The sequence below is a fragment of the Paludibacter sp. genome (genome assembly GCF_009712605.1).
In the GTDB taxonomy this organism is placed as follows: Bacteria; Bacteroidota; Bacteroidia; order Bacteroidales; family Paludibacteraceae; genus Microbacter.
In genome coordinates this window covers 1-21,145 of sequence record NZ_WASO01000003.1, presented here as the reverse complement: position 1 = coordinate 21,145, position 21,145 = coordinate 1, and the positions used below count along the sequence as shown (strand labels likewise).

Annotated in this window: 14 protein-coding genes and 1 tRNA gene; 9 read left to right on the top strand and 6 right to left on the bottom strand. The window is 44.7% G+C overall.

All coding sequences use genetic code 11. From position 1 onward, the window contains the following. Nucleotides 1–36: 36 nt before the first annotated feature. Together F8N35_RS04280 and F8N35_RS04275 are read right to left on the bottom strand one after the other, a co-directional pair. Complete coding sequence (locus tag F8N35_RS04280; protein ID WP_293050121.1) at nucleotides 37–1,080, bottom strand: sugar kinase; 1,044 nt, start codon at nucleotides 1,078–1,080, stop codon at nucleotides 37–39. A gap of 318 nt (nucleotides 1,081–1,398) precedes the next feature. Beyond that, nucleotides 1,399–3,918, bottom strand: a complete 2,520-nt coding sequence (locus F8N35_RS04275) for an ATP-dependent Clp protease ATP-binding subunit (protein WP_293050120.1) — start codon at nucleotides 3,916–3,918, stop codon at nucleotides 1,399–1,401. Nucleotides 3,919–4,159: 241 nt separating this feature from the next. Between F8N35_RS04275 and F8N35_RS04270 the strand changes: the two genes are divergently transcribed. The 9 genes from F8N35_RS04270 (at nucleotide 4,160) to folD (ending at nucleotide 15,491) form a co-directional block, all read left to right on the top strand. Then, complete coding sequence (locus F8N35_RS04270) at nucleotides 4,160–4,909, top strand: DUF5715 family protein (RefSeq protein ID WP_293050119.1); 750 nt, start codon at nucleotides 4,160–4,162, stop codon at nucleotides 4,907–4,909. 79 nt (nucleotides 4,910–4,988) lie between these two features. Then, nucleotides 4,989–5,061, top strand: a tRNA-Lys gene (locus F8N35_RS04265). Between the two features lie 565 nt (nucleotides 5,062–5,626). After that, nucleotides 5,627–5,854, top strand: coding sequence for a hypothetical protein (locus F8N35_RS04260; protein ID WP_293050118.1), 228 nt, complete (start codon nucleotides 5,627–5,629; stop codon nucleotides 5,852–5,854). Between the two features lie 720 nt (nucleotides 5,855–6,574). Further along, the gene (locus F8N35_RS04255) at nucleotides 6,575–7,510 is read left to right on the top strand and encodes a hypothetical protein (RefSeq protein ID WP_293050117.1); all 936 of its coding nucleotides are present in this window, start codon (nucleotides 6,575–6,577) and stop codon (nucleotides 7,508–7,510) included. Nucleotides 7,511–7,595: 85 nt separating this feature from the next. Then, entirely contained in the window at nucleotides 7,596–10,814 is a 3,219-nt protein-coding gene (locus F8N35_RS04250) for a SusC/RagA family TonB-linked outer membrane protein (RefSeq protein ID WP_293050116.1), read from the top strand. Between the two features lie 12 nt (nucleotides 10,815–10,826). Next, the gene (locus F8N35_RS04245; RefSeq protein WP_293050115.1) at nucleotides 10,827–12,251 is read left to right on the top strand and encodes a SusD/RagB family nutrient-binding outer membrane lipoprotein; all 1,425 of its coding nucleotides are present in this window, start codon (nucleotides 10,827–10,829) and stop codon (nucleotides 12,249–12,251) included. Nucleotides 12,252–12,259: 8 nt separating this feature from the next. After that, on the top strand, nucleotides 12,260–13,258 hold the full coding sequence (locus F8N35_RS04240) for a TlpA disulfide reductase family protein (RefSeq protein ID WP_293050114.1): 999 nt from the start codon (nucleotides 12,260–12,262) through the stop codon (nucleotides 13,256–13,258). 425 nt (nucleotides 13,259–13,683) lie between these two features. Beyond that, nucleotides 13,684–14,505, top strand: a complete 822-nt coding sequence (gene panB / locus F8N35_RS04235; RefSeq protein ID WP_293050113.1) for a 3-methyl-2-oxobutanoate hydroxymethyltransferase — start codon at nucleotides 13,684–13,686, stop codon at nucleotides 14,503–14,505. A 110-nt stretch (nucleotides 14,506–14,615) separates the two neighbouring features. Continuing rightward, a complete protein-coding gene (folD, locus tag F8N35_RS04230) occupies nucleotides 14,616–15,491 on the top strand; it encodes a bifunctional methylenetetrahydrofolate dehydrogenase/methenyltetrahydrofolate cyclohydrolase FolD (protein ID WP_293050112.1) in 876 nt (291 codons plus the stop codon). 5 nt (nucleotides 15,492–15,496) lie between these two features. Here folD and F8N35_RS04225 read toward each other — a convergent pair whose 3' ends face one another. The 4 genes from F8N35_RS04225 to F8N35_RS04210 all read right to left on the bottom strand — a co-directional run. Further along, nucleotides 15,497–16,339 (bottom strand): hypothetical protein, encoded by an 843-nt coding sequence (locus F8N35_RS04225; RefSeq protein WP_293050111.1) that lies wholly within the window; start codon nucleotides 16,337–16,339, stop codon nucleotides 15,497–15,499. Nucleotides 16,340–16,440: 101 nt separating this feature from the next. Continuing rightward, nucleotides 16,441–18,648: an OmpA family protein gene (locus tag F8N35_RS04220; RefSeq protein WP_293050110.1), complete on the bottom strand. Its 2,208-nt coding sequence runs from the start codon at nucleotides 18,646–18,648 to the stop codon at nucleotides 16,441–16,443. A gap of 51 nt (nucleotides 18,649–18,699) precedes the next feature. Further along, complete coding sequence (locus F8N35_RS04215) at nucleotides 18,700–19,665, bottom strand: type IX secretion system membrane protein PorP/SprF (protein WP_293050109.1); 966 nt, start codon at nucleotides 19,663–19,665, stop codon at nucleotides 18,700–18,702. 76 nt (nucleotides 19,666–19,741) lie between these two features. Next, a partial coding sequence (locus F8N35_RS04210; RefSeq protein ID WP_293050108.1) for an Ig-like domain-containing protein occupies nucleotides 19,742–21,145 on the bottom strand: 1,404 nt, incomplete at its 5' end.

The following is a 21,145-nucleotide window of genomic DNA, read 5'->3' as shown; positions in this document are numbered from 1 at the left end:
TAAGGTTAACTTTTGTGCAAATATAATAAATTTTCCTTACCTTGAAACACGTCCGGAGCCGTCGCCTTTCATGAGGCCTTCCACTTCGGCAACCGATACAAGGTTAAAGTCGCCCTGAATGGTATTTTTCAGAGTAGAAGCTGCCTGAGCAAAGTCTAATGCCTTTTGGTCATCTTCAGGATAAGCAATCATACCGTAAATCATGCCTCCCACAAATGCGTCACCAACTCCGACACAATCAACCACGTGAGTAATGTCGTAAACGCGGGTATGTTTCAATGTTCCGTTGGAATACAGAACACTGGCAAGCGTGTTGTGATTGGCGTTGATCGTATTACGGAATTCGATAAATACTTTCTTGCAGCGAGGAAATTTTATCACCATCTCTTTGGCTGCTTTTTCGTAACTGACAAGATCCATTTGGTAGCTGGTATCTACGGCTTTGAAATCGGCCATTGAAATGCCCAGAACCTTGAGATATTCGTCGTGACTGCCAAAAACAGCATCGCTGTAAGCTACCATTTCGGGCAATACCTCCGGAGCTGTTTTCCCGTAATTCCAAAGGTTCTTCCGGAAGTTAAGATCGCAGGATATGGTCAGACCCAACCGATCAGCTGCATGAATAGCTTCGCGGCACACATCGGCGGCCTCTGGTGATAAAGCTGCTGCCACACCCGACCAGTGAAACCAGGTAGCATCGGCAAACACCTTTTCCCAGTCGATCATGCCCGAAACAATCGTGGCAAAAGAAGAATCGGCACGGTCGTAAACCACCTTCGATCCACGTGATATAGAAGCATTTTCGAGGAAATAGATACCCAGACGTTTCCCTCCGTAAGCAATGTGCTGCGTACCCACATTGTACGAACGAAGCTGGCTCAGACAGCTTTGTGCTATTTCATTTTGCGGTAAACGTGTTACAAACTCAGTATCAACTCCGAAATTGGCAAGTGAAACAGCAACATTTGCTTCACTGCCACCAAATGTAGCCACATATTCCTTTGCCTGCGCAAAACGGAGGTATCCCGGAGCTGTGAGCCTCAACAGTATTTCTCCAAACGTAACAACTTTATTCTTCATTATAGATTAGTTTTAGATAAATGATGCCATGAATTCCCGACGCTTTGCATCGCTCTACAAAACAATAAATCTATCCTTCATAGAAAAGTAGAAGAAAAGAGCTTTGCTTTCGGTTCTTATTCTCCTCCCGTCAATGCAGGATAGAAACTAATACATTGTTTTTCTGCACATAGCAAAAACAATGGTTTCACTATTAAAATATAAGCAAAGTTAGCAGTTTTCTTTCAAAATGTAATGCCAAAACGGCAAATATTCTAACACAATAATAGTAAACAAAAAAGCCATTCCGAATAACGAAATGGCTTTAATTTACTGTATTTATGTTGTTTGTGGTTCCGGATGATCAATATGAGCGGAGAGTTTTTCCTCTTCGGTGTTCACAATCATTGTAACTGTGTCACCGGGAGCAATTGTTGCCCTCATAATTATATCAACCATCTCATCTTCAACGTATTTCTGAATAGCCCGTTTCAATGGACGTGCTCCAAACTGAACGTCATATCCCTTGTTGGCGACAAACTCTTTTGCTTCGTCTGTCAGCACCAGGCGATATCCAAGGCTCTCGATCCGGTTGTAAAGACCCTGTAATTCAAGATCAACAATCTTCAGGATCGACTCTTTGCTCAACTGATCGAACATAATAACGTCATCCACACGGTTGAGGAATTCAGGAGCGAAGGTTCTGTTCAGCGCTTTCTGAATCACGCTCCGTGAACGTTCCGACGCCGTCGACAAATCGTTTTCTTCCAAACGGAAACCAACACCGGCTCCAAATTCTTTCAATTGCCGTGTTCCCACATTGGAGGTCATGATGATAATCGTATTCTTAAAATCAATGCGTCGTCCAAGACCGTCAGTCAAATGCCCTTCGTCAAACACCTGCAACAGAATGTTGAAAATATCGGGATGAGCCTTTTCTATTTCGTCCAACAGGATGATCGAGTACGGTTTTCTTCTCACTTTCTCGGTCAGCTGGCCACCTTCTTCGTAACCTACATAACCCGGAGGTGCTCCGATAAGGCGCGATACGGTGTATTTATCCATATATTCGCTCATATCCACCCGGATCAACGAGTCATCCGATCCGAACATGAACTGAGCCAATTGTTTGGCAAGGTGAGTTTTACCAACACCGGTAGGTCCCAGGAAAATAAATGCGCCAATAGGTTTATTCGGGTTTTTCAGCCCGACTCTGTTACGCTGTATCGCCTTTACAACTTTCTCTACAGCTGCCGTTTGGCCAATCACTTTTTTGTTAATTCCGTCCTGCATTTCAATCAGTCGCTCATTTTCGGCCTGCGCAATACGCTGCATAGGCACGCCCGACATCATGGCAACAGTTTCGGCTACCTTATCGGCATCCACAACCTGACGTTGTTCTTTGGTCGATTCTTCCCAACGCAAAGTGGCTTCCTCCAACCGTTCGTGGCACTTCTTTTCGTGATCTCTGTATTCGGCTGCAAGTTCAAATTGCTGATTTTCTACTGCTTTTTGCTTTGCCTGTTTTGCCTCTTCAAGTTCTTTTTCCAGTGCCTCAATCTCCTTCGGAACTACAATATTGGAAATATGAACCCTTGATCCCGATTCATCCAGGGCGTCAATTGCCTTATCCGGGAAACAACGTTCGGTAATATAGCGGTCTGTCAATTTGACACAAGCCGCAATTGCTTCGGGAGTATATATCACACGGTGGTGATCTTCGTACCGTGACTTGATGTTGTTCAGAATTTCCAGTGTCTCCTCCGGTGTAGTCGGTTCCACCACAATTTTCTGGAAGCGGCGCTCCAAAGCTCCGTCTTTCTCTATGCTTTGACGGTATTCATCCAGCGTGGTTGCTCCGATGCACTGTATCTCTCCACGGGCCAAAACCGGCTTCAAAATATTAGCCGCATCCAATGATCCGGCAGCTCCACCGGCACCTACAATAGTATGAATTTCGTCGATAAACAGGATGATCTGAGGATTCTTCTTCAGTTCATTCAGGATGGCGATCAGACGTTCTTCAAACTGTCCTCGGTATTTTGTTCCAGCCACGATCGAAGCCATATCCAGTGCGATGATCCGCTTTTCGAAGAGTGTACGCGGAACCTTACGCTGCACAATACGCATGGCAAGTCCCTCTACAATAGCCGATTTACCCACGCCAGGATCGCCAATCAGAACTGGATTGTTCTTTTTACGGCGACTCAGAATCTGAGCAACACGTTCTATTTCACGCTGACGTCCCACAACAGGATCGAGCAGATTTTCACGCGCAGCTTTGGTCAGGTCGCTCCCGAAATTATTCAGAACAGGAGTATCGCCAACCTCTTTCGTGCCTGGCTTGTCCGATTTTTGGTTTGACAATTTTGAACCGCTAAGTTCTTCATCATCATCCTCATCGTTTGGAAATCCACCACCCATATGAATGTCTTTTTTCTCTTCTATCAAACCACGTACATTGTCATAATTCACATCCTCGCCTCCAAGAAGCTGAGCAGGTAAATTATCCTTTTCCTTCAATATTGCTAGCAGAAGATGCTCTGTATCTGCAATACTTTTGTTCAACGAACGAGCTTCGAGATACAAAATCTTAAGTATTCGTTCCGTATTTCTCGGCACTGTCAAATCGCTGGCTGATACAACATTATCTGTTTTAACCTGATCTTCAATCTTCTTTTTTAGTTGAGACAGATCGGTATGCAGCAAATTGAGGGCTTCGATGGCCTTTCCTTCGCCATCGCGTATCAGCCCAAGCATCAGGTGCTCCGGTCCTATATAGCTGTTACCCAACCGTTCCGCCTCTTCACGGCTATAGCTGAGCACATCTCTTAATTTATCCGAAAATCGGTTTTCCATTATTATTCCCTTTCTTGTTTATACCACAAATATAACTAATCCTTTTGCCTTTTGCCAATGCTTTGGCCATTTTATGGGCAAAGTTGGCCATTTTTTTATTTTTATAAGAAGGCTGTTGAACCTTCTTACCGAAATAGATACTATTACAATCAAAGCCTGTGCCACAAAAAAAAACGGCAATTTTGGCAGGTTTACTTCCTGCGGACAGAAAATAAATGCTATTTTTGCATCTGACAGAAAAATGATGAGACGAAAAAAGAAATACCACCTACACCTCTTTATATTACTAAGTTTGCTGCTGATTGCAATAGTAATAGCAGCCCTTTTCATACGACCTTACCTGCAACCACGTATGTTTCGTGTTCATACCTGCACCTGCGACTTCTGCAAAGATGCCGCAGCACCCATCAGTTCGTCCGAATTACTGGACGACCTCAACGATGTGCAGCTGGAACATGCTCAGGTAGGAGGACTAAAACAAACATTCGATACTGACAGTGATTTTTTGAAAGCCGCCGATGTGCTGGTTAAGAAAGACATATTGGTTCACCTGGTTGATTGTAAGTTCTTCCATATCGATGAGCTACGACACTCTCATCCGTATCTGGTCCCTGAAGCCGTTAACTTATTGAAAGATATCGGAGTAGAATTCCAGAAGAGACTAAAAGAAAACAAGATGAAGGATTACCGTTTTGTGGTTACTTCTGTATTGCGGACTGACGAAAGCCAACATAAACTGGGCAGACACAACGGTAACGCCAGCAATAATTCGGCTCACCGGTACGGCACCACCTTCGATATCACTTACAATAAATTCATGGATGGCGACACGGTTGCCTATCCGGCCAAAGTACCTCGCATTTTTGCCGAGACTTTAATTGATATGCGCCGGCAATGCCGTTTCCTTATCAAAAAGGAACATCACCAGAGCTGTTATCATATTACGGTAGCAATATGTAAAGAAAGTCTTGCGAACAGACCCGAACAATAAGACAACACGATTTTATTGAAAAAAACAGCATAAAAACGAACAAAAATCAATAATTTATTTTACCTTTGCAGCCCGAAATGACTCCGTAGCTCAGTTGGTAGAGCAATTGACTCTTAATCAATGGGTCGAGGGTTCGAGCCCCTCCGGGGTCACTCAAAAGCACTTAAATTCAATAGTTTAAGTGCTTTTTTATTTTTACAAAACCTCATTTCCATCCTTCACCCTGATTCGTTTTGCGCAGAAAGGTAAACCATAACGTAAACCGCAACCGCCAGACGAACCTCTTATTCCAAAACATCCTCTCTCTGCTTCCGGGCGAAATAACATTCACCGAAGTTAATTTTTCGCTTGAACAAGCCAATCGGTAGCAACAACATGAAAAGAATCATTGAACAATAGCATAATAAGCTGTTGCTTTTTTGTTTATAAGAAATATTGCTACATTTGATAGGTATTTGGGAAGCAGAAGCTTGCCTGGTCGTAACGACATTGGCAAGAGGTTACGCCGAGCCGAGTGCTGGTACAACAAATTAATGAATCAGCTTATGGTTTGCTAAAAAAGGATTGCTTGGTTTGGCCACAGGTTACGCTATCGCTAAACCTGCGCCAGCCGGGGGCAAACTCAGAATGGATCCCTGGTGGTTATTTACCTACAGGATATTCAGAAGCTGTTATAAATAATATACCGAAAGGGAAATATATAGAAAATAGTATAAAATGAAAAATATTTTTACGAAAAAATGGAATTATTCACTATACGAAGATGAAAATGGGGCAATAATTTTATCCGTATTATGTGGAACAGTAGGTTTGTTTGAAAGAGAGATAGTTTTGTCAGAAAACGAAGTTAACTCTTTTAATGCAATGGGAGAATCTTTTTTAGATGAACTAGCTCATGATGTAAGAAATGATTATGAAAAGTATAAGAGTAGATTCGTAGAATAATTGTTATCTCCTGATGGCGCAAGTATGGCAGATTCTCGTTCAAGCTTAACGAAGTGTAGCTTGGACGCAAAAAAGAATCAGTTTGTAACTGATTACCTTTGCTGAATCTGCGCCAGCCGGGGACAATTTTGAATTGACAGAAGCAGGCAGTTTTGCCTGCTGCTTCTTTTTTAAAAAGCCTCCGTCCCGTTGGACCTCCCTCTTTTCCTCAAACGTTTTTTTTCTTCATTTCTTCTTCCCAAGCCAGACCTTCTTTATCAATTTTTACAAACACGTACCACATATATGGTATGAAAATACCACACAGAAGGGATTTTGGAAGAGCAATAAAACCCCGAATTTTGTGCTGTAAAACATATTTATAGCACCTGACGATTTCACATCCCATTTTTAAGGTTGCTAATTGCTAATAGGTAAGACAATTATACGTTTTGAATAAATTTTAGAAAAAGAACTTATGCATCCAAAAATGAACATGATGACCCGAATGTCCATGTGTGGCTGTAGCCACAACATGAGATAATCAAGAAACAATTCCGGAGGCCTGCACCGGAGAAGTTCCATCATGAAATCATTTTGCTTTTGTCTGCAACAAGTTTTTTAGTCTGACAACCGCTTTCTTCAACAGCAACTTCTCAGGTATATCTCCTCCCGGAATAATGAACCCTGATCCTGCCCGCCGGGCTACCCAACAAGATTCAAATTTAAACTCATTTATTTATGCAAAAGATAATTATCAACATATTGTCGGCAGCATTTCTTTTTACTGCCACAGTTACAGCTCAAACTAAACTTTCCGGTCAAACAGTGAAAAATGCCCGCTTTACCTATCCTTTGATTGAACGATGGGTTGCCGAGTACACAAAGGAAAACCCTGAACTTCAGGCAAGCAAAGAACTACAAGCGCTCACCGGAAAAGAGAGTCCGTTAAGTGTCATCACGTCGCAACCAGCCGACTCTGACTTAACAATCAGTCAACAAATTACTTATGTAGGCCGTTATGCCCTGGTACCGGTTACCAACCGGGAGAATCCTATTTTGGAAAGAATACCGAAAAACGGATTGTCTAAGAAGCAGCTTAAAAAGATTTTCTTCGAAGAGGCCGATGAGTTGGCAGAAGACAACAATGAGGCGAAAAGCAAATTTGCCGCTACGGTTTATTCCCGCGGCAACAACACCCCTTCTTCCATTGCTCTTGCAAAGTATTTCGGAGCAAAACCGGAAGAGTTGAAAGGGAAAAAGGTATTAGGAGATGATATTTACCTGTTAAGTGCGATCAGAAAAGATACCACCGGGATTACCTTCAATAATCTCAGTTATGTTTTCGATACTCAAAGCAGGAAGCTCAGCAACGGCATTGCCCTGGTACCGCTCAATGTAAAGACACAACAAAGAGAGGTGCTGAGCTTGCCGGATCTGGACAATACCTTATCACTACTGGAACACAGCAGTGTAGATAATATTCCGGTAGAAAAAATCGGGTTCGTTCTTTCGCAGGAACAACGCGAAAACAAAACCGTTACCGCATTTATCAAATGGATTCTGACGAAAGGACAGGCATTCAATCATGCAGCCGGGTTCCTGCAACTCGACGAAGCGACCCTTGCCTTTCAAAAAGAACACATCGATGAAAAATTGCTATCCACTATTCAATAACTAACCATTAATCTGTAACAAAAAAGCGCCCCTTTTATCCGACTGCAATTGGCATTAAGGGCGCTTTATCTAAAAAAGTTAGAGTATGACAAAATTATTCCAAATTCTCAGATCCTGTGTGCAATCCACCAGAAAGCACCTCCGGTTTTATGCTTTTTTGGCACTACTTCCCGGTTCGGCCTTTCTGCTTCATGCGCAACAAAATATCTCTCTGCACGGGCAGATAATTGATTCAAAGAGAGTTCCTGTCATTGGTGCCACCATCACAATTGCTGGAACAACAAACGGAACGGTATCCGAAGCGGATGGTTCTTTCCGTTTCTCTATCAAACATGCTCTGCCGGTGACCCTTCAGGTAAGAGCTGTCGGATACAAAACTCAGGAAGTAGATGTATATGAAAACGAGGCGGTAACCATCACGTTAAAAGATCAGTCCAATACTCTTGACGAAGTGGTGGTGACGGCATTAGGTATCAACAAAGAGAAAAAATCGTTGGGGTATACTGTCCAGGCGTTACAAAACAAAGACCTGGAAAATACCAAAGAGACCAACCTTCTCAATAACCTTACCGGAAAACTGGCCGGGGTTCGCATTACCAACTCACAGGGAGATATGGGTTCGTCGCGCATTGTTATTCGTGGTGAGACCTCCATTGCCGGTAACAACCAACCTCTTTTTGTGGTAGATGGCGTACCGGTGGACAACTCCCAGTTGAACTCAGGAGGAGCTACCCGCGATTTCCGTAATGCCATTGCCGACCTCAATCCCGAGGATATCGAATCGCTCAATGTGCTGAAAGGGCCGAATGCAGCTGCTCTTTACGGATCACGTGCCGCACATGGTGTGATTCTCATCACTACAAAATCGGGAAAAGGTCAGAAAGGGTTGGGAATTACCCTCACGTCTGGCGTTACCCTGTCGAATGTAGCTACTTTGCCCGAATACCAGAATGTTTTCGGACAGGGCTCGAATGGCAAATTCAGTTATGTTGACGGAAAAGGAGGTGGCGTAAACGACGGTGTGGACGAAAGCTGGGGCCCGAAACTGGATGGCCGGCTTATTCCTCAGTTCTTTTCCAATGGTGTGGCAGTGCCTTTTGTGGCGCATCCCGATAATGTGAAAGATTTCTTTCAAACCGGCGTGACACTCGACAACGGAATCTCTATTGCCGGATCGGATAAGAAATACGATTTCCGCCTCGGAGTGAATAACCAGCGCCAGAACGGGACGGTACCCAATTCGGAAATCAAGAAAACCAATTTCAGCATCAACTCCAATTATCAATTGACTAAAGATATCAAGATAGGAGCAACAGCCGATTATATTGTTACCAATGCGCCTGCTTTGCCCGGAGGCCCTTCGGGTGGCCGTGCTGCCGGTGTTATGCTTCAGTTTTTGTGGTTCGGTCGTCAGGTCGATATCAATGAACTGAAAAACAACTGGAACAATAACTGGAACAACAGTTACTACAACAATCCTTATTGGAATGCTTATTACAACACTACCAGTCAGGATAAAAACCGGCTCATCGGCGACATTCACCTCGAAGCGAAGATCGCAGACGGCCTGAATTTCAGATTCCGTACCGGCACCGACTATTACAACGATCGCCGTAAATACATTATCAAGTACGGCACCAGCGGCACCCCGTACGGATCGTATGCCGAAGATGCCTACACGGTCAGCGAGAACAACACCGAAGCGATATTGCAGTACACCAAGAAATTGAACAAGGATTTTAGCGTAGACGCGCTTGCCGGATTCAATCTGCGCAATCGTAGTTATGCCAACAATTACCAAAAGGCTCCCCGTTTGGCAGTGCCTGATTTGTATACGCTGACCAATTCACGTGATGCGCTTGCATCATCCAACTATTTCTCGCGTCAGCGGGCATACAGCGGATATGCCTCGGCCCAGCTGGCGTACAAGAATTTTGCTTATCTGAATATCACGGGTCGTAACGACTGGTCGTCGACATTGCCGAGCAACAACCGGTCTTATTTCTATCCTTCTGTCAACGGAAGTTTAGTGCTTTCGGATGCACTCAAAATAAAAAGCAAGACGCTCGATTTTCTGAAATTGCGCGGTGGATGGTCGGAAGTAGGAAACGATGCCGATCCGTATCAGTTGGCTACGGTCTACAATTTTCAAACTGCTTTCAACGGGAATCCGATCCAGACCTCGTCACAGAGAAAGTTGAATGCCGATCTGAAACCCGAGACTACCCGTTCGGTGGAATTCGGTCTGGAATCGAGCTTCTGGCAAAACCGGTTGCATCTTGATTTCGCCTACTATAACACCAACAGCTTTGATCAGATACTTGAAATAAAGACAACGGCATCAAGCGGTTACACTTCTCAATTGATTAATGCCGGGAAGATCAATAACCACGGTATCGAATTGCAGGTGGAAGGTACGCCGTTACAAAGCCGTCATTTCAAATGGAACGTGGGAGTGAACTATTCGAGCAACAGCAGCAAAGTGAAAATTCTCGATTATGCCGGTCAGATTCAGAATTATACCATCGGCTCGTCAAACGGAGTCGATGTGCTGGCTTCGGTGGGTCAGGCTTACGGAACGCTCTACGGCACGGCTTACTTGCGCGATGCCAACGGAAATATTATTGTAGGAGCTAACGGACTGCCCAAAGCCGATCCGCAAAACCGGGTGCTGGGTCACTACACTCCCGATTGGCTGGGTGGAATCACCAACACCTTGACATACAAGAACCTGCAATTGTCGTTCCTTATCGATGCCAATGTGGGAGGCAAACTCTATTCGGGAAGCAACAGAACAGGAAACTATACGGGTGTTTTGAAACAAACACTTCCTGGTCGTGATGCCGCCCATGGAGGCCTTAGCTACTATTATCCGGGTAATCTTTCAGCAAACGGCAAGAAATTACTCATCGGAACTTCGGCTCCAAACGGGGAAACAATTTACGATGACGGCGTGATTTTTAAAGGTGTTTTGGCTGACGGAACTCCCAACACTACGGTTATCAGCGCACAGGAATATTACAAAGCTTCGTACAATATCAGCGAGGCATATATCTATAGTTCCACGTTTGTGAAACTCAGAGAGGTAAAACTAACCTACAATGTTGGCAAGCGGTTGATTAAAAAAATCGGATTGCAGGATGCAAGCCTTACGCTCACGGGACGAAATCTCTTCTTTATTTACAAAGCAGTACCGAATATCGACCCCGAAACGGCACTCAACACCGGGAACGGTCAGGGACTCGAAAGTTTGGCATTGCCCACAACCCGTAACTATAGCCTCAATCTCAACGTAAAATTCTAAAAAAACATTCTTATGATAAAGAAAATATTTCCCCTACTAATCATAGCGTTGCTTGCCGTTGCCTGCAACAGCCAGTTGGACGAGATTAATAAAAACCCCAACGCCACCGAAACGCCTCAGCCGGCGTATCTGCTGACAAGCGCCCTGAAACAGGGAGCCGACCTCTACTGGGGTTCGGAGAGCAACTTCAATTCCTCATTATTGTTTGTACAACACTGGGCAAAAATTCAGTATGCCGAACCCGACCGTTATGACGTTTCCAACTCGAGTTTTACATCACTTTGGAATACAGGATATTCGACGCTCATTACCGACCTGAACACCATTCTCAATTTTCAGGATAATCAGGTAAGTTCAAACTACAAAGGCATCGCCCTGACGTTACGTTCATGGGTATTTTTGTTACTGACGGATGCCTACGGTTCCATTCCCTATCAGGAGGCCGGTTTGAAAATAACACCGGCATACAATACTCAGAAGGAAGTCTACACCGGTTTGTTGGCTGACCTGACACAGGCTCAGTCGTTATTAGCCACAGCAAATGGTAGTGTCAGCGGGGATGTGGTTTATAGTGGCAACATCAGCAAGTGGAAGAAATTAGTCAATTCGTTGCGACTTCGCATTGCCCTCCGGATTTCCGACAGAGAACCTGATTTGGCCAAGCTAGCTGCAATTGCGGCGACGAGCGATGCTGCCGGATTGCTTGCCGGTAATAGCGACACGTTCCAGTTTGTCTATGCAAGTTCGCCGCAGCAAAATCCGGCTTCGGCCTGGTTCGATACCCGTGACGACTACCGCATCTCGAAAACGATGGTCGACAAACTGTATGAGCTGTCGGATCCCCGCCTGCCAGTTTATGCGCAACTACCGTCGGATGCCAGTGTCGGAAAATACGTAGGCGGTGCCAATGGTTTGTCCAACAGCGATGCCAACAGTCAGGGCTTTGCCAAAACGTCGAAACCAGGAACTTACTTTCTGGCGCCCCAATCGCCGGCGGTTATATTCAGCTATTCCGAAGTGTTGTTTGCACGCGCCGAAGCTGTTGCCCGTGGCTATATTCCGGGCGATGCCGAACAACTGTACAAAAGCGCCATCACCGCATCGTTCAACCAGTTTGGGATAACAGATGCAACGGTAATTTCCAACTATTTGAACCAGGCAAGCGTAAAATACGATGCCAGCAACTTTGCCAAATCGATCGGAATTCAGAAATGGATTGCCTTTTTCGGACAAGGGCTGGATGCTTTTGCCGAGTGGCGCCGCCTCGATTATCCCGTGTTGACGGCCGGTCCGGCCACCGTTCTCGATGGACAGATTCCGTCGCGCTTTTTCTATCCCGGCACCGAGCAATCGTTGAACGGAGTTAGTTATCAGGCGGCCATCAGCGCTCAGGGCAAAGACCTGTTGACTACAAAATTATGGTTTGACGTAAAATAATTCTGATTATGAAGCAATTAAAATTACTCGTACTATTTTTGGCTATTGCCGGCCTCAGTTCGTTCGAACCGGCACCGTCGTTTACTATCAACGGAAAAATCAATGCTTCGGGGGGGAAGGTTTACCTGAAGAAATTCCGGAACAAAATGTTCTTTACCATTGACTCCGCCCGAATTGTAAACGGACAGTTTCACTTTAAAGGGAGTGTGCCGCGTACCGACTTATACGGCCTGACCACAGACCGGAACGAAAATTTCAGTCCCTATTACATTTTCATTGAGAACAAACCGATCGACGTAACCATTGATGTGGCTAACCGAAGAACGGCTCGTATTTCGGGTTCTGAAGCTAACGATCTGTATGTCAAATTGCAGTCAAAACACGATAACTTCAGTATCGATTCGCTTGTGCGTGCCGAACCTAAATCGGTGGTTGCCGCGTACATTCTGTACCGTGAATTTTCCAACGATCTGTCGGTAAAAGAACTTGAAGATAATCTGGCGCAGTTCGATCCATCGTTGAAAGATATTTATTACATCAAAGAACTGGAACGGATTGTCGCTATCAAGAAACGGGTGGAGATCGGTCAACCTGCGGTAGATTTTGCCGGAACAACTCCCGATAATCAAACCATACGGTTGTCGCAATCTTTCGGCCGATATCTGCTTCTCGATTTTTGGGCTTCATGGTGCGGACCGTGCCGCCGGGAGAATCCGAATCTGGTAAAGGTGTATAATAAATTCAAAGTGAACGGATTTGATATTTTCTCCATCTCACTCGACAAAGACAAAACAGCTTGGAAAGAGGCAATTGCCAAAGATGGCCTGACCTGGAAGCATGTGTCCGATCTGAAGTTCTGGGACAGCGAGGCAGCCGGACTCTATGCCATCCGAAGCATTCCGTCTAACGTATTGATCGACCCGACGGGTAAAATTATTGCCCGCAACCTGAGAGGAGAAGCTCTGGAGCAAAAACTGGAGGAGATTTTCAGACAGTCAGCTAAATAACGTTTTGTATTAATAAATATTTTTGTGTGTTTGCCATTCCGGTATCCGATCGCGCAAGTGAACGGGTACCGGTTTTTGGTTTTAGCGCAACACAAGCAGACTGACATGCACTCCAGAAATTACGTATTTAAGATTCTGATAAGGGGCTTTAGCTTCGCTGATCTTCGATTCGCCCCTGTGACCCCGACTTCCTTTTTGCCTTGAAGCCAAAAGGAAGCAAAAAATTCAAGGCTATGCCCGCTTCGCTCACTTGTTTTTTGGCTCACCGGACAAGGCCGTTCCTAATCTGACTTAGCAGCATTGAAAAATTAAGACCCTGTCTTTGTCTGCACTTCTAAAAGCGCAATCCCTGACATAGACTCCGAAAAATTACCATTCTCACCGAAATGTTGTACCTTTGCACACAAATCACACACTTATATTTTATGTCAACATATCAATCCGAGGATACCCGGAAAGTGACCACCCGCCGTTTGTTTGAAATGAAACAACGGGGAGAAAAAATATCGATGCTTACTGCATATGACTATACGATGGCGTCTATCGTAGATCAGGCCGGCCTTGATGTTATTCTGGTTGGAGACTCTGCTTCAAATGTCATTGCCGGAAATGTAACCACGTTACCGATGACCCTGGACGAAATGATCTACCATGGACGTTCGGTAATGCGGGCCGTAAAACGTTCTTTGGTAGTAGTAGATATGCCGTTCGGAACCTATCAGGGAAACTCCAAACTAGCTCTTGCTTCGGCCATTCGCATTATGAAAGAAACAGGTGCCGACTGCCTTAAGCTTGAAGGCGGAGAAGAAATTCTCGATTCGGTAAAACGTATTCTTTCTGCCGGAATTCCTATTATTGGTCACTTGGGACTTACTCCTCAGTCGATCAATAAATTCGGGACATACACAGTTCGTGCCCGCGAAGAAGAAGAAGCAAAACGACTACTGTCGGATGCTCATCTGCTGGAAGAAGCCGGATGTTCTGCTGTTGTACTGGAAAAAATTCCGGCTACACTGGCTGCTCAGGTTGCTTCGGAATTAAAAATACCGGTTATCGGCATCGGAGCCGGAAACGGAGTCGACGGACAGGTGCTCGTCATACACGACATGCTGGGCATGACCAACGGCTTTTCGCCCCGCTTCCTGCGACGTTATGCCGACCTGCACTCGATCATGAACGGCGCCGTGCAGCAGTATGTGAAAGATGTGAAATCGGGCGATTTCCCGAACGAAAAAGAACAGTATTAATCTATTAATATGATGTTTACATACAATACAAGGTCGTTAAGAATTCAATTTCCTGCGACCTTGTGTTCGTTTATAACAAACCCGAAAAACTCTAAAACCATCTATATTTTATGCAATTAATTGACGGAAAACTTATCTCTGAGCAGATCAAACAGGAGATTGCTCAGGAAGTGGAAGCCTTAAAGGCGGCGGGGAAAAAAGTTCCCCATTTGGTAGCAATTCTGGTAGGTCACGATGGCGGCAGCGAAAGCTATGTTGCCCACAAAATCAAAGACTGCCAGCAGGTTGGCTTTGAATCGACACTGATTCGTTATGAAGATGATGTAACGGAAGCTGAATTGTTGGCAAAAGTAGAAGAACTCAACAACGACAACTCGGTAACCGGGTTTATCGTGCAGTTGCCATTGCCAAAACACATTGCAGAACAAAAAATCATTGAAGCAATTAACCCGGCAAAAGATGCTGACGGATTTCACCCCATCAACGTGGGACGTATGCTGATTGGTTTGCCTTCGCTGGTTTCGGCTACTCCGGCAGGTATCATCGAACTGTTGGAACGCTACAAAATCGAAACCAAAGGGAAACATTGCGTGGTAATAGGACGTAGCAACATTGTGGGCAAGCCCATTGCCGGTCTGATGATGCAAAAAGCCTATCCCGGCGATGCTACGGTTACCGTATGCCACAGCCGTTCGCAAAACATTAAGGAAATCTGCCTTCAGGCCGATATTCTGATTGCGGCCATCGGCTCTCCCGGTTTCGTAAAAGAAGATATGGTGAAAGAGGGTGCCGTTGTAATCGACGTGGGGACAACCCGTGTGCCTTCTACACTGACCAAAAGCGGCTTCAAGCTGACCGGTGACGTGCGATTCGACGAAGTATCGCCCAAATGTTCTTACATCACTCCGGTTCCCGGTGGTGTCGGTCCGATGACCCGCGTAGAACTGCTCAAAAATACTTTGTTGGCTTATAAAGCTCAGCAATAAAAATTCTACCTGAATTTTTCAGGCAACTGATCCTTCGGATTTAGCCGTAAATGGGGGCAAACGATTGTTATTTTGTTTTTGGCTTTTTCAATGTCCTTTTGCAAACGTACCACGTTTCTCAACATTTCGGCTAAATAGTAGGATTGGGTAATTGCCAGCTTGTCTCCCTGCGACAACGCATAACTATAGGTGCGCTTACCTCCTTCGAGCGTCACCACAATTTTTGACGACAGGTTGTGCGCTATAAAATTATCCACCCCGTTGATCTCCGGATCAGTATAACTCACATTCTCCCACGATTGTCCCTGATTAGAGAATGCAGTACGGCTATCGCCACTACCAACAATCGTTTCTGCAAACAGATCATTCACCGACACTTTTGTCTTCGTGAATCCCAGCGGTGCTCCGGTATACGAGCTCACGATGGTCATCTCTCCCAGTTCGGTCACATATGCTTTGAGCCCGATTCGGTTCATGCCCGATTGCGTTTTGTAGATATATCGACCCACATCTTCGTATTTGGCATTCTTCTCGTAACGAAACGATCTCAACAGAGAATCGTCCAGATGCTTTTTCAATGGTAACATCTTATCCGCAAAAATAAGGTTGCGTTTAGATTCTGCCAATTGCACCTTATACATAAGTGTATCGGCAGCCTGACGCATCGGTATCAGACGGGGGAAAAGCAAATGCACGCTGTCGAGATTGAGTTTAGCTACATTATAATTTCCTGATAAAAAAGCTGTTTGAGCTTTTTGCAAATATTCTTTGGCGCGAACGGTATCATCTTTCTTGCACGAGGATAAGAAAACAACCAATATGAGAGATAAAAAAACGATCTTTTTCATTGTGAACTTTTTTGCAAAGCTATGACAAACAGACGAGATAACAAAACAAACAGGGTCGCCTCTTACGAAACGACCCTGTTGACTTGTTATAGAACAAAATTTTATTCACACTTTCCAAAAAAGTCTGCCGGCAGTTTATTTGTATCTATCACAGTACCATTTCTATATTCCGAAGGATCAAAATCGGTGGGCATATCAGCAGGCTGACCTTGCAGCACCTTAACTTCGGTACGGCGATTGGCCTGGTGCTCTGCCTCACTACAAGGCACTCCGTCGGCACATTTGTTCAGCAACTGATGTTCTCCGTAACCTTTGGCTGTAATTCGCGAAGGATCAATTCCTTTTGATACGATATAGGCAACGGCAGATTCAGCTCGGCGTTGCGACAAGGCATCATTATATGCAAATGTTCCCCTGCTGTCGGTATGTGAACCCAGTTCCACCTTGATTGGGTAAGTCTTCAGGATAGCAACCAAACTATCAAGTATCGGACGGGCATCTGCACGGATATTCCACTTGTCAAAGTCATAATGTATATCGCTCAGCTTCCACTTGAAGTCCTGAGGAAACCTGTCTAGCAGCAAATCATGCGGTACCTTCTGAGCCAGCTCCTTAGCTGTTTTATCAAGCACAACATTCATGGACAAGCAGTCTTTACTGTAACCCTTATCCGTACCAAGTATAACCACTTCGCATGTTTTATTGACCGGATATGAATATTTACCCTTTTCGTCGGTTTTTGCCACATATACCTTGTTGTCGCATTTGTTCAACAAGAATACTGTCGCGTTTTTGAGAGAATCCATTGTCTGTCGATCAAGAACAAATCCTTCTATGCTGCGTGGTTGTTTTGCCAACATAGCTAAACGCGCTGCGTCTTCATCGTATCGGGCCGAATAAATATTATCTTCGCTGCTTACACGATCAGATGTGAAATATCCCACTTTCCCATCGTTGCTTTGCGTCCATCCGAAATCGTCGCTCGTGCTGTTGACCGGGTACGGCAGATGTTCAGGTGTTCCAACCCCTGCAATAGCATCTTCCAGCTTAATACGGTAAATGTCAAGGCCTCCCAAACCTTCTTTGCCATCACTGCTATAATAGAGATAGCCATCACCGGAAATATAAGGAAATACCTCGTTGCCGGGAGTATTCACTTGTCCCGGAACAACAAAAGGTTCCACCCAATATTGATTTCTGTCCGATCTCTTGCTGAAATAAAGGTCATATTTGCCGGGACCGCCTTTTTTGTCGCTACTGAAAACCAGGATCGTGCCTTCTTTGTTAATCGCCGGGTGCATCACCGAATAGCTCTGCGGATCTCCAAAGGGTAATGCCTTCACATTGGTTATCTCATTGCCTTTATAGTACCCTTCCATCAATCGGATACGGTTCACCCCGCGCTTATCTGGTTTGTTATAATTGGCCGAAAAATAAACAGTCCCCTTTCCATCAATGGAAATACCTCCCGAATTGTAGTTCAGTTTATCAAGACCCGAAATCAATGTTCCCGAAAATGCATCATCCGCTTTTACGTATTCCGCTTTCAGGTAGGCACTCCTTGTTCTGGGCGATGCATCGACGTCGCTGCCGGAAAATACCCCGGCCAGACGCTTATCCTGTGATTGCGATTCTTTTAGTTGTTTTGCCTTAGCAACCTGTTCTGGAGAGGGTGCTGTTCCCTGAGCCTTTAACTGAGATACCGGAACCTGCCACAGGCGGGAATAAAAGTCTCCGTCCCAACCGAAGGCTTTCTCTTTTGTTACCATCGGCCGGTTACTGCTAAACAATAAAGTTTGATCGTACAGGTAAGGACAGAATTCTCGGTAGGCGCTGTTCATTGTGAGGTAACTGACATTCCACAACATTGAATCCCCTTTCATGACTGACAACTCTTCTTCACGGTAAGCTCTGACTTTATTCGTGTAACCCGGCAAGCCCGACAACCATTTGGTTGCCTTTTCATAATCTCCTTGACGAGCATAGAGCTCTCCAATACGGAACTGTTCCTGAGACGTGGAATTTCCTTTCCCATTTGGATAAAGCCGGGTATACACCCGCAGGGCTTCCGGATAGTTGCGCATCTGCCAATAGCTGTCAGCAAGGCGCTGTAGTATTTCTGGACCTGCTGTAGTTCCCTGTCTCAGATATGCTTCATAGTATTCAGCGGCCATTGAGAACTTCAGTTCCCGGTAGGCCAAATCTGCTTTTTGAAGTTGTCCCGGAGTTTGACCGTTCATATAGGACACTCCCAATAAAAAACAGAGAATTAATACAGCTTTATTACTTTTTTCTATGATATGTTGCATCTTAACTGTTTGGTAATATTTCTTGTGAACATTATATAGCGATACTCTGGCTTAATAGTATCGAGGGGAGAGTATTAGCCCATTGTGACTGCTCCTGAGTTCAATCCGTAGCATGATCTCGTGAGTTCCACGGTTGTAATTTTTCAAATCAGACAGCGTGTAGTCGTAAGCATACCCCAGTCGCAGTTCCGGCAACAGCTGGAACTCGATGGAACCCACCAGAGCATCGCCCGTTCGGTAACTCACCCCTACCCCCAGTACATTCTGAAACCAGGCATTCATACTGAAATCACACTGCAAGGGAGCACCCTTAACCGCCTTGAGCAATACCGAAGGTTTCAACTTCACATTTTCATTGGCCTCAAATGTATAGCCCGCAGTGAGAAAATAGTGATTGTTTGCACCAATATTATTCTGATTAAGATAATTAATAGCGTGGATCTTGGTATGAAGCAGTGCCGGAACCGACAGCCCCATGTACCAATATTCCGAAGCGTACAAAATACCAAAGCCCGCCGTAGGAAGCCATCCGTTCACGTCATCCTGAAAAACAGGGTCGCCTCCCTTGATGGTACTAACCTGACTATAGTTGGCTTGATAATTAAGGACTCCTCCGCTCAATCCAAAAGCAAGGAAAGATTCCTCGAAGGGTACATGATAAGAATAAAAAGCTTGTACTCCTGTAGTTCTTTCTATACCCAGGCGGTCATCATATAACTGAATTCCATAACCTACATTGCTGTCCTCATTGCGTCTGTCCCACGAAACGGTTCCTGTCCGTGGTGCTCCGTCAAATCCGACCCACTGGTTGCGGTAAAGAACCGTAATATTGTCCGAGGCACGGTTACCTGCATATGCCGGATTGATATTCATCATATTGAACATATACTGAGAATACATAGGCTCCTGCTGTGCATGAAGGACACCCGTTAGTGTAAATGCGCTCAAAACAAGGAAAAGCGTCTTCCTGCCTAAAAGAACTGATAACTGATAAATTACCTTTTTAGCCGATGACATGTTTATTAGTTTTTATTAGTTGCTTAAATTTAGTATTCAGAAGGATTTCTTTTCGAAATCCTTCTGAATTATGAAATTAACGACGTAGCGTTAGTGATCCTGTGATTTTCTTAACCTCCGAAGTTTTCTTGTTGGTACTGGTGACAATATAGTAGTAAGTACCTTCCGGCAGATCTCTACCCAAAAGGTTATCTACTCCCTTACCATCCCAATCATTATGGTACTCTTCGCTGCGGTAAACTCTGTTACCCCACCTGTTGAATACCTCTATTCCGAGAATGGTATTGTCCGAATGGATAATTTCGAAAGTATCGTTAGACTTGTCGTTGTTCGGAGAGAAACCTTCCGGAATATAAATTGCCACGTCAGGTACGTCCGTGATGGTCGCACGTGGACCATTAATGCTTGATTCTTTATTCGAAGGATCGTCCGAAAAGGCATCCCTGATTTGACCCGTACGGCTCGAGAATCCGGAGAATAATGCCTGATTATAAACGTTGCCAACATAACCATTAGAAACTACTTTCAACTCAATTGTTATTGAATCTTTAGACATAGGAGCCAAATAGCTGATATCCGACAACGTATTCAAATGACTTATGCCATCATAAAAACCACTTGCCCGGAGATTACCTGATGCTATAATGCTCATCACCTTGAAAGTTTCCCCATGAGTAAAGACCTTCGTAAGGTCATCTTCCACCTGTAGATTGTCCACCCTGACATTTTGAAGGTTAGCCAGAGCAATGGTGTACTTCCAGATAAACGATCCGTCACTCATTTGTTGAGGCTGAGTGGATTGTTTTATAACCATAACCTTCTCAGACAATGGCATAACTGTGATCGCCACCGTCGCAATTGACTGATCACCGTTTGCATCCGTAATGGCATAAGTAAACGTATCTGCTCCGTGATAATTAGGGGTTGGAATATAAATATATGTTCCGTCTGCGTTCATGGTAACCGTTCCGTGTGACGGATTTCCTTTTACGCTCCATGCATTACCTCCGTCTCTGCTAGGGGTATCATTTCCAGCTACCGAACCCGAAACTGATGCACACTCCACAACACTCACGACATCACCTTTAGCAACAGGAAGATCATTTACAAACTCGACTGTTATGCTAATGATTCCGGTTGCAGTTCCTCCTTTGCCATCGCTGACTTTATACGTAAGCGGAGGAACATTTCCATTATAATTAGTTACAGGAGTAAAGGTATAATTACCACTAGAATTCATTACCATTGTACCAACTCCGGGAATTGTGACTGTTGTTCCTGCCGGATAATTAACACCATCTACTATAATACCCGTTACGCTTATAGGATCACCATCCGGATCTGTAACATTTGTAATCACATTCCCGTTCAACGGAGTATTTTCAGGAGTAGAAATGGACAATGGCGTCGTTATTGGATTATTATTAACCGCTGTGACAGTGACCTGATCCGTTACCGTATTGCAGGTACTCGGACTCAG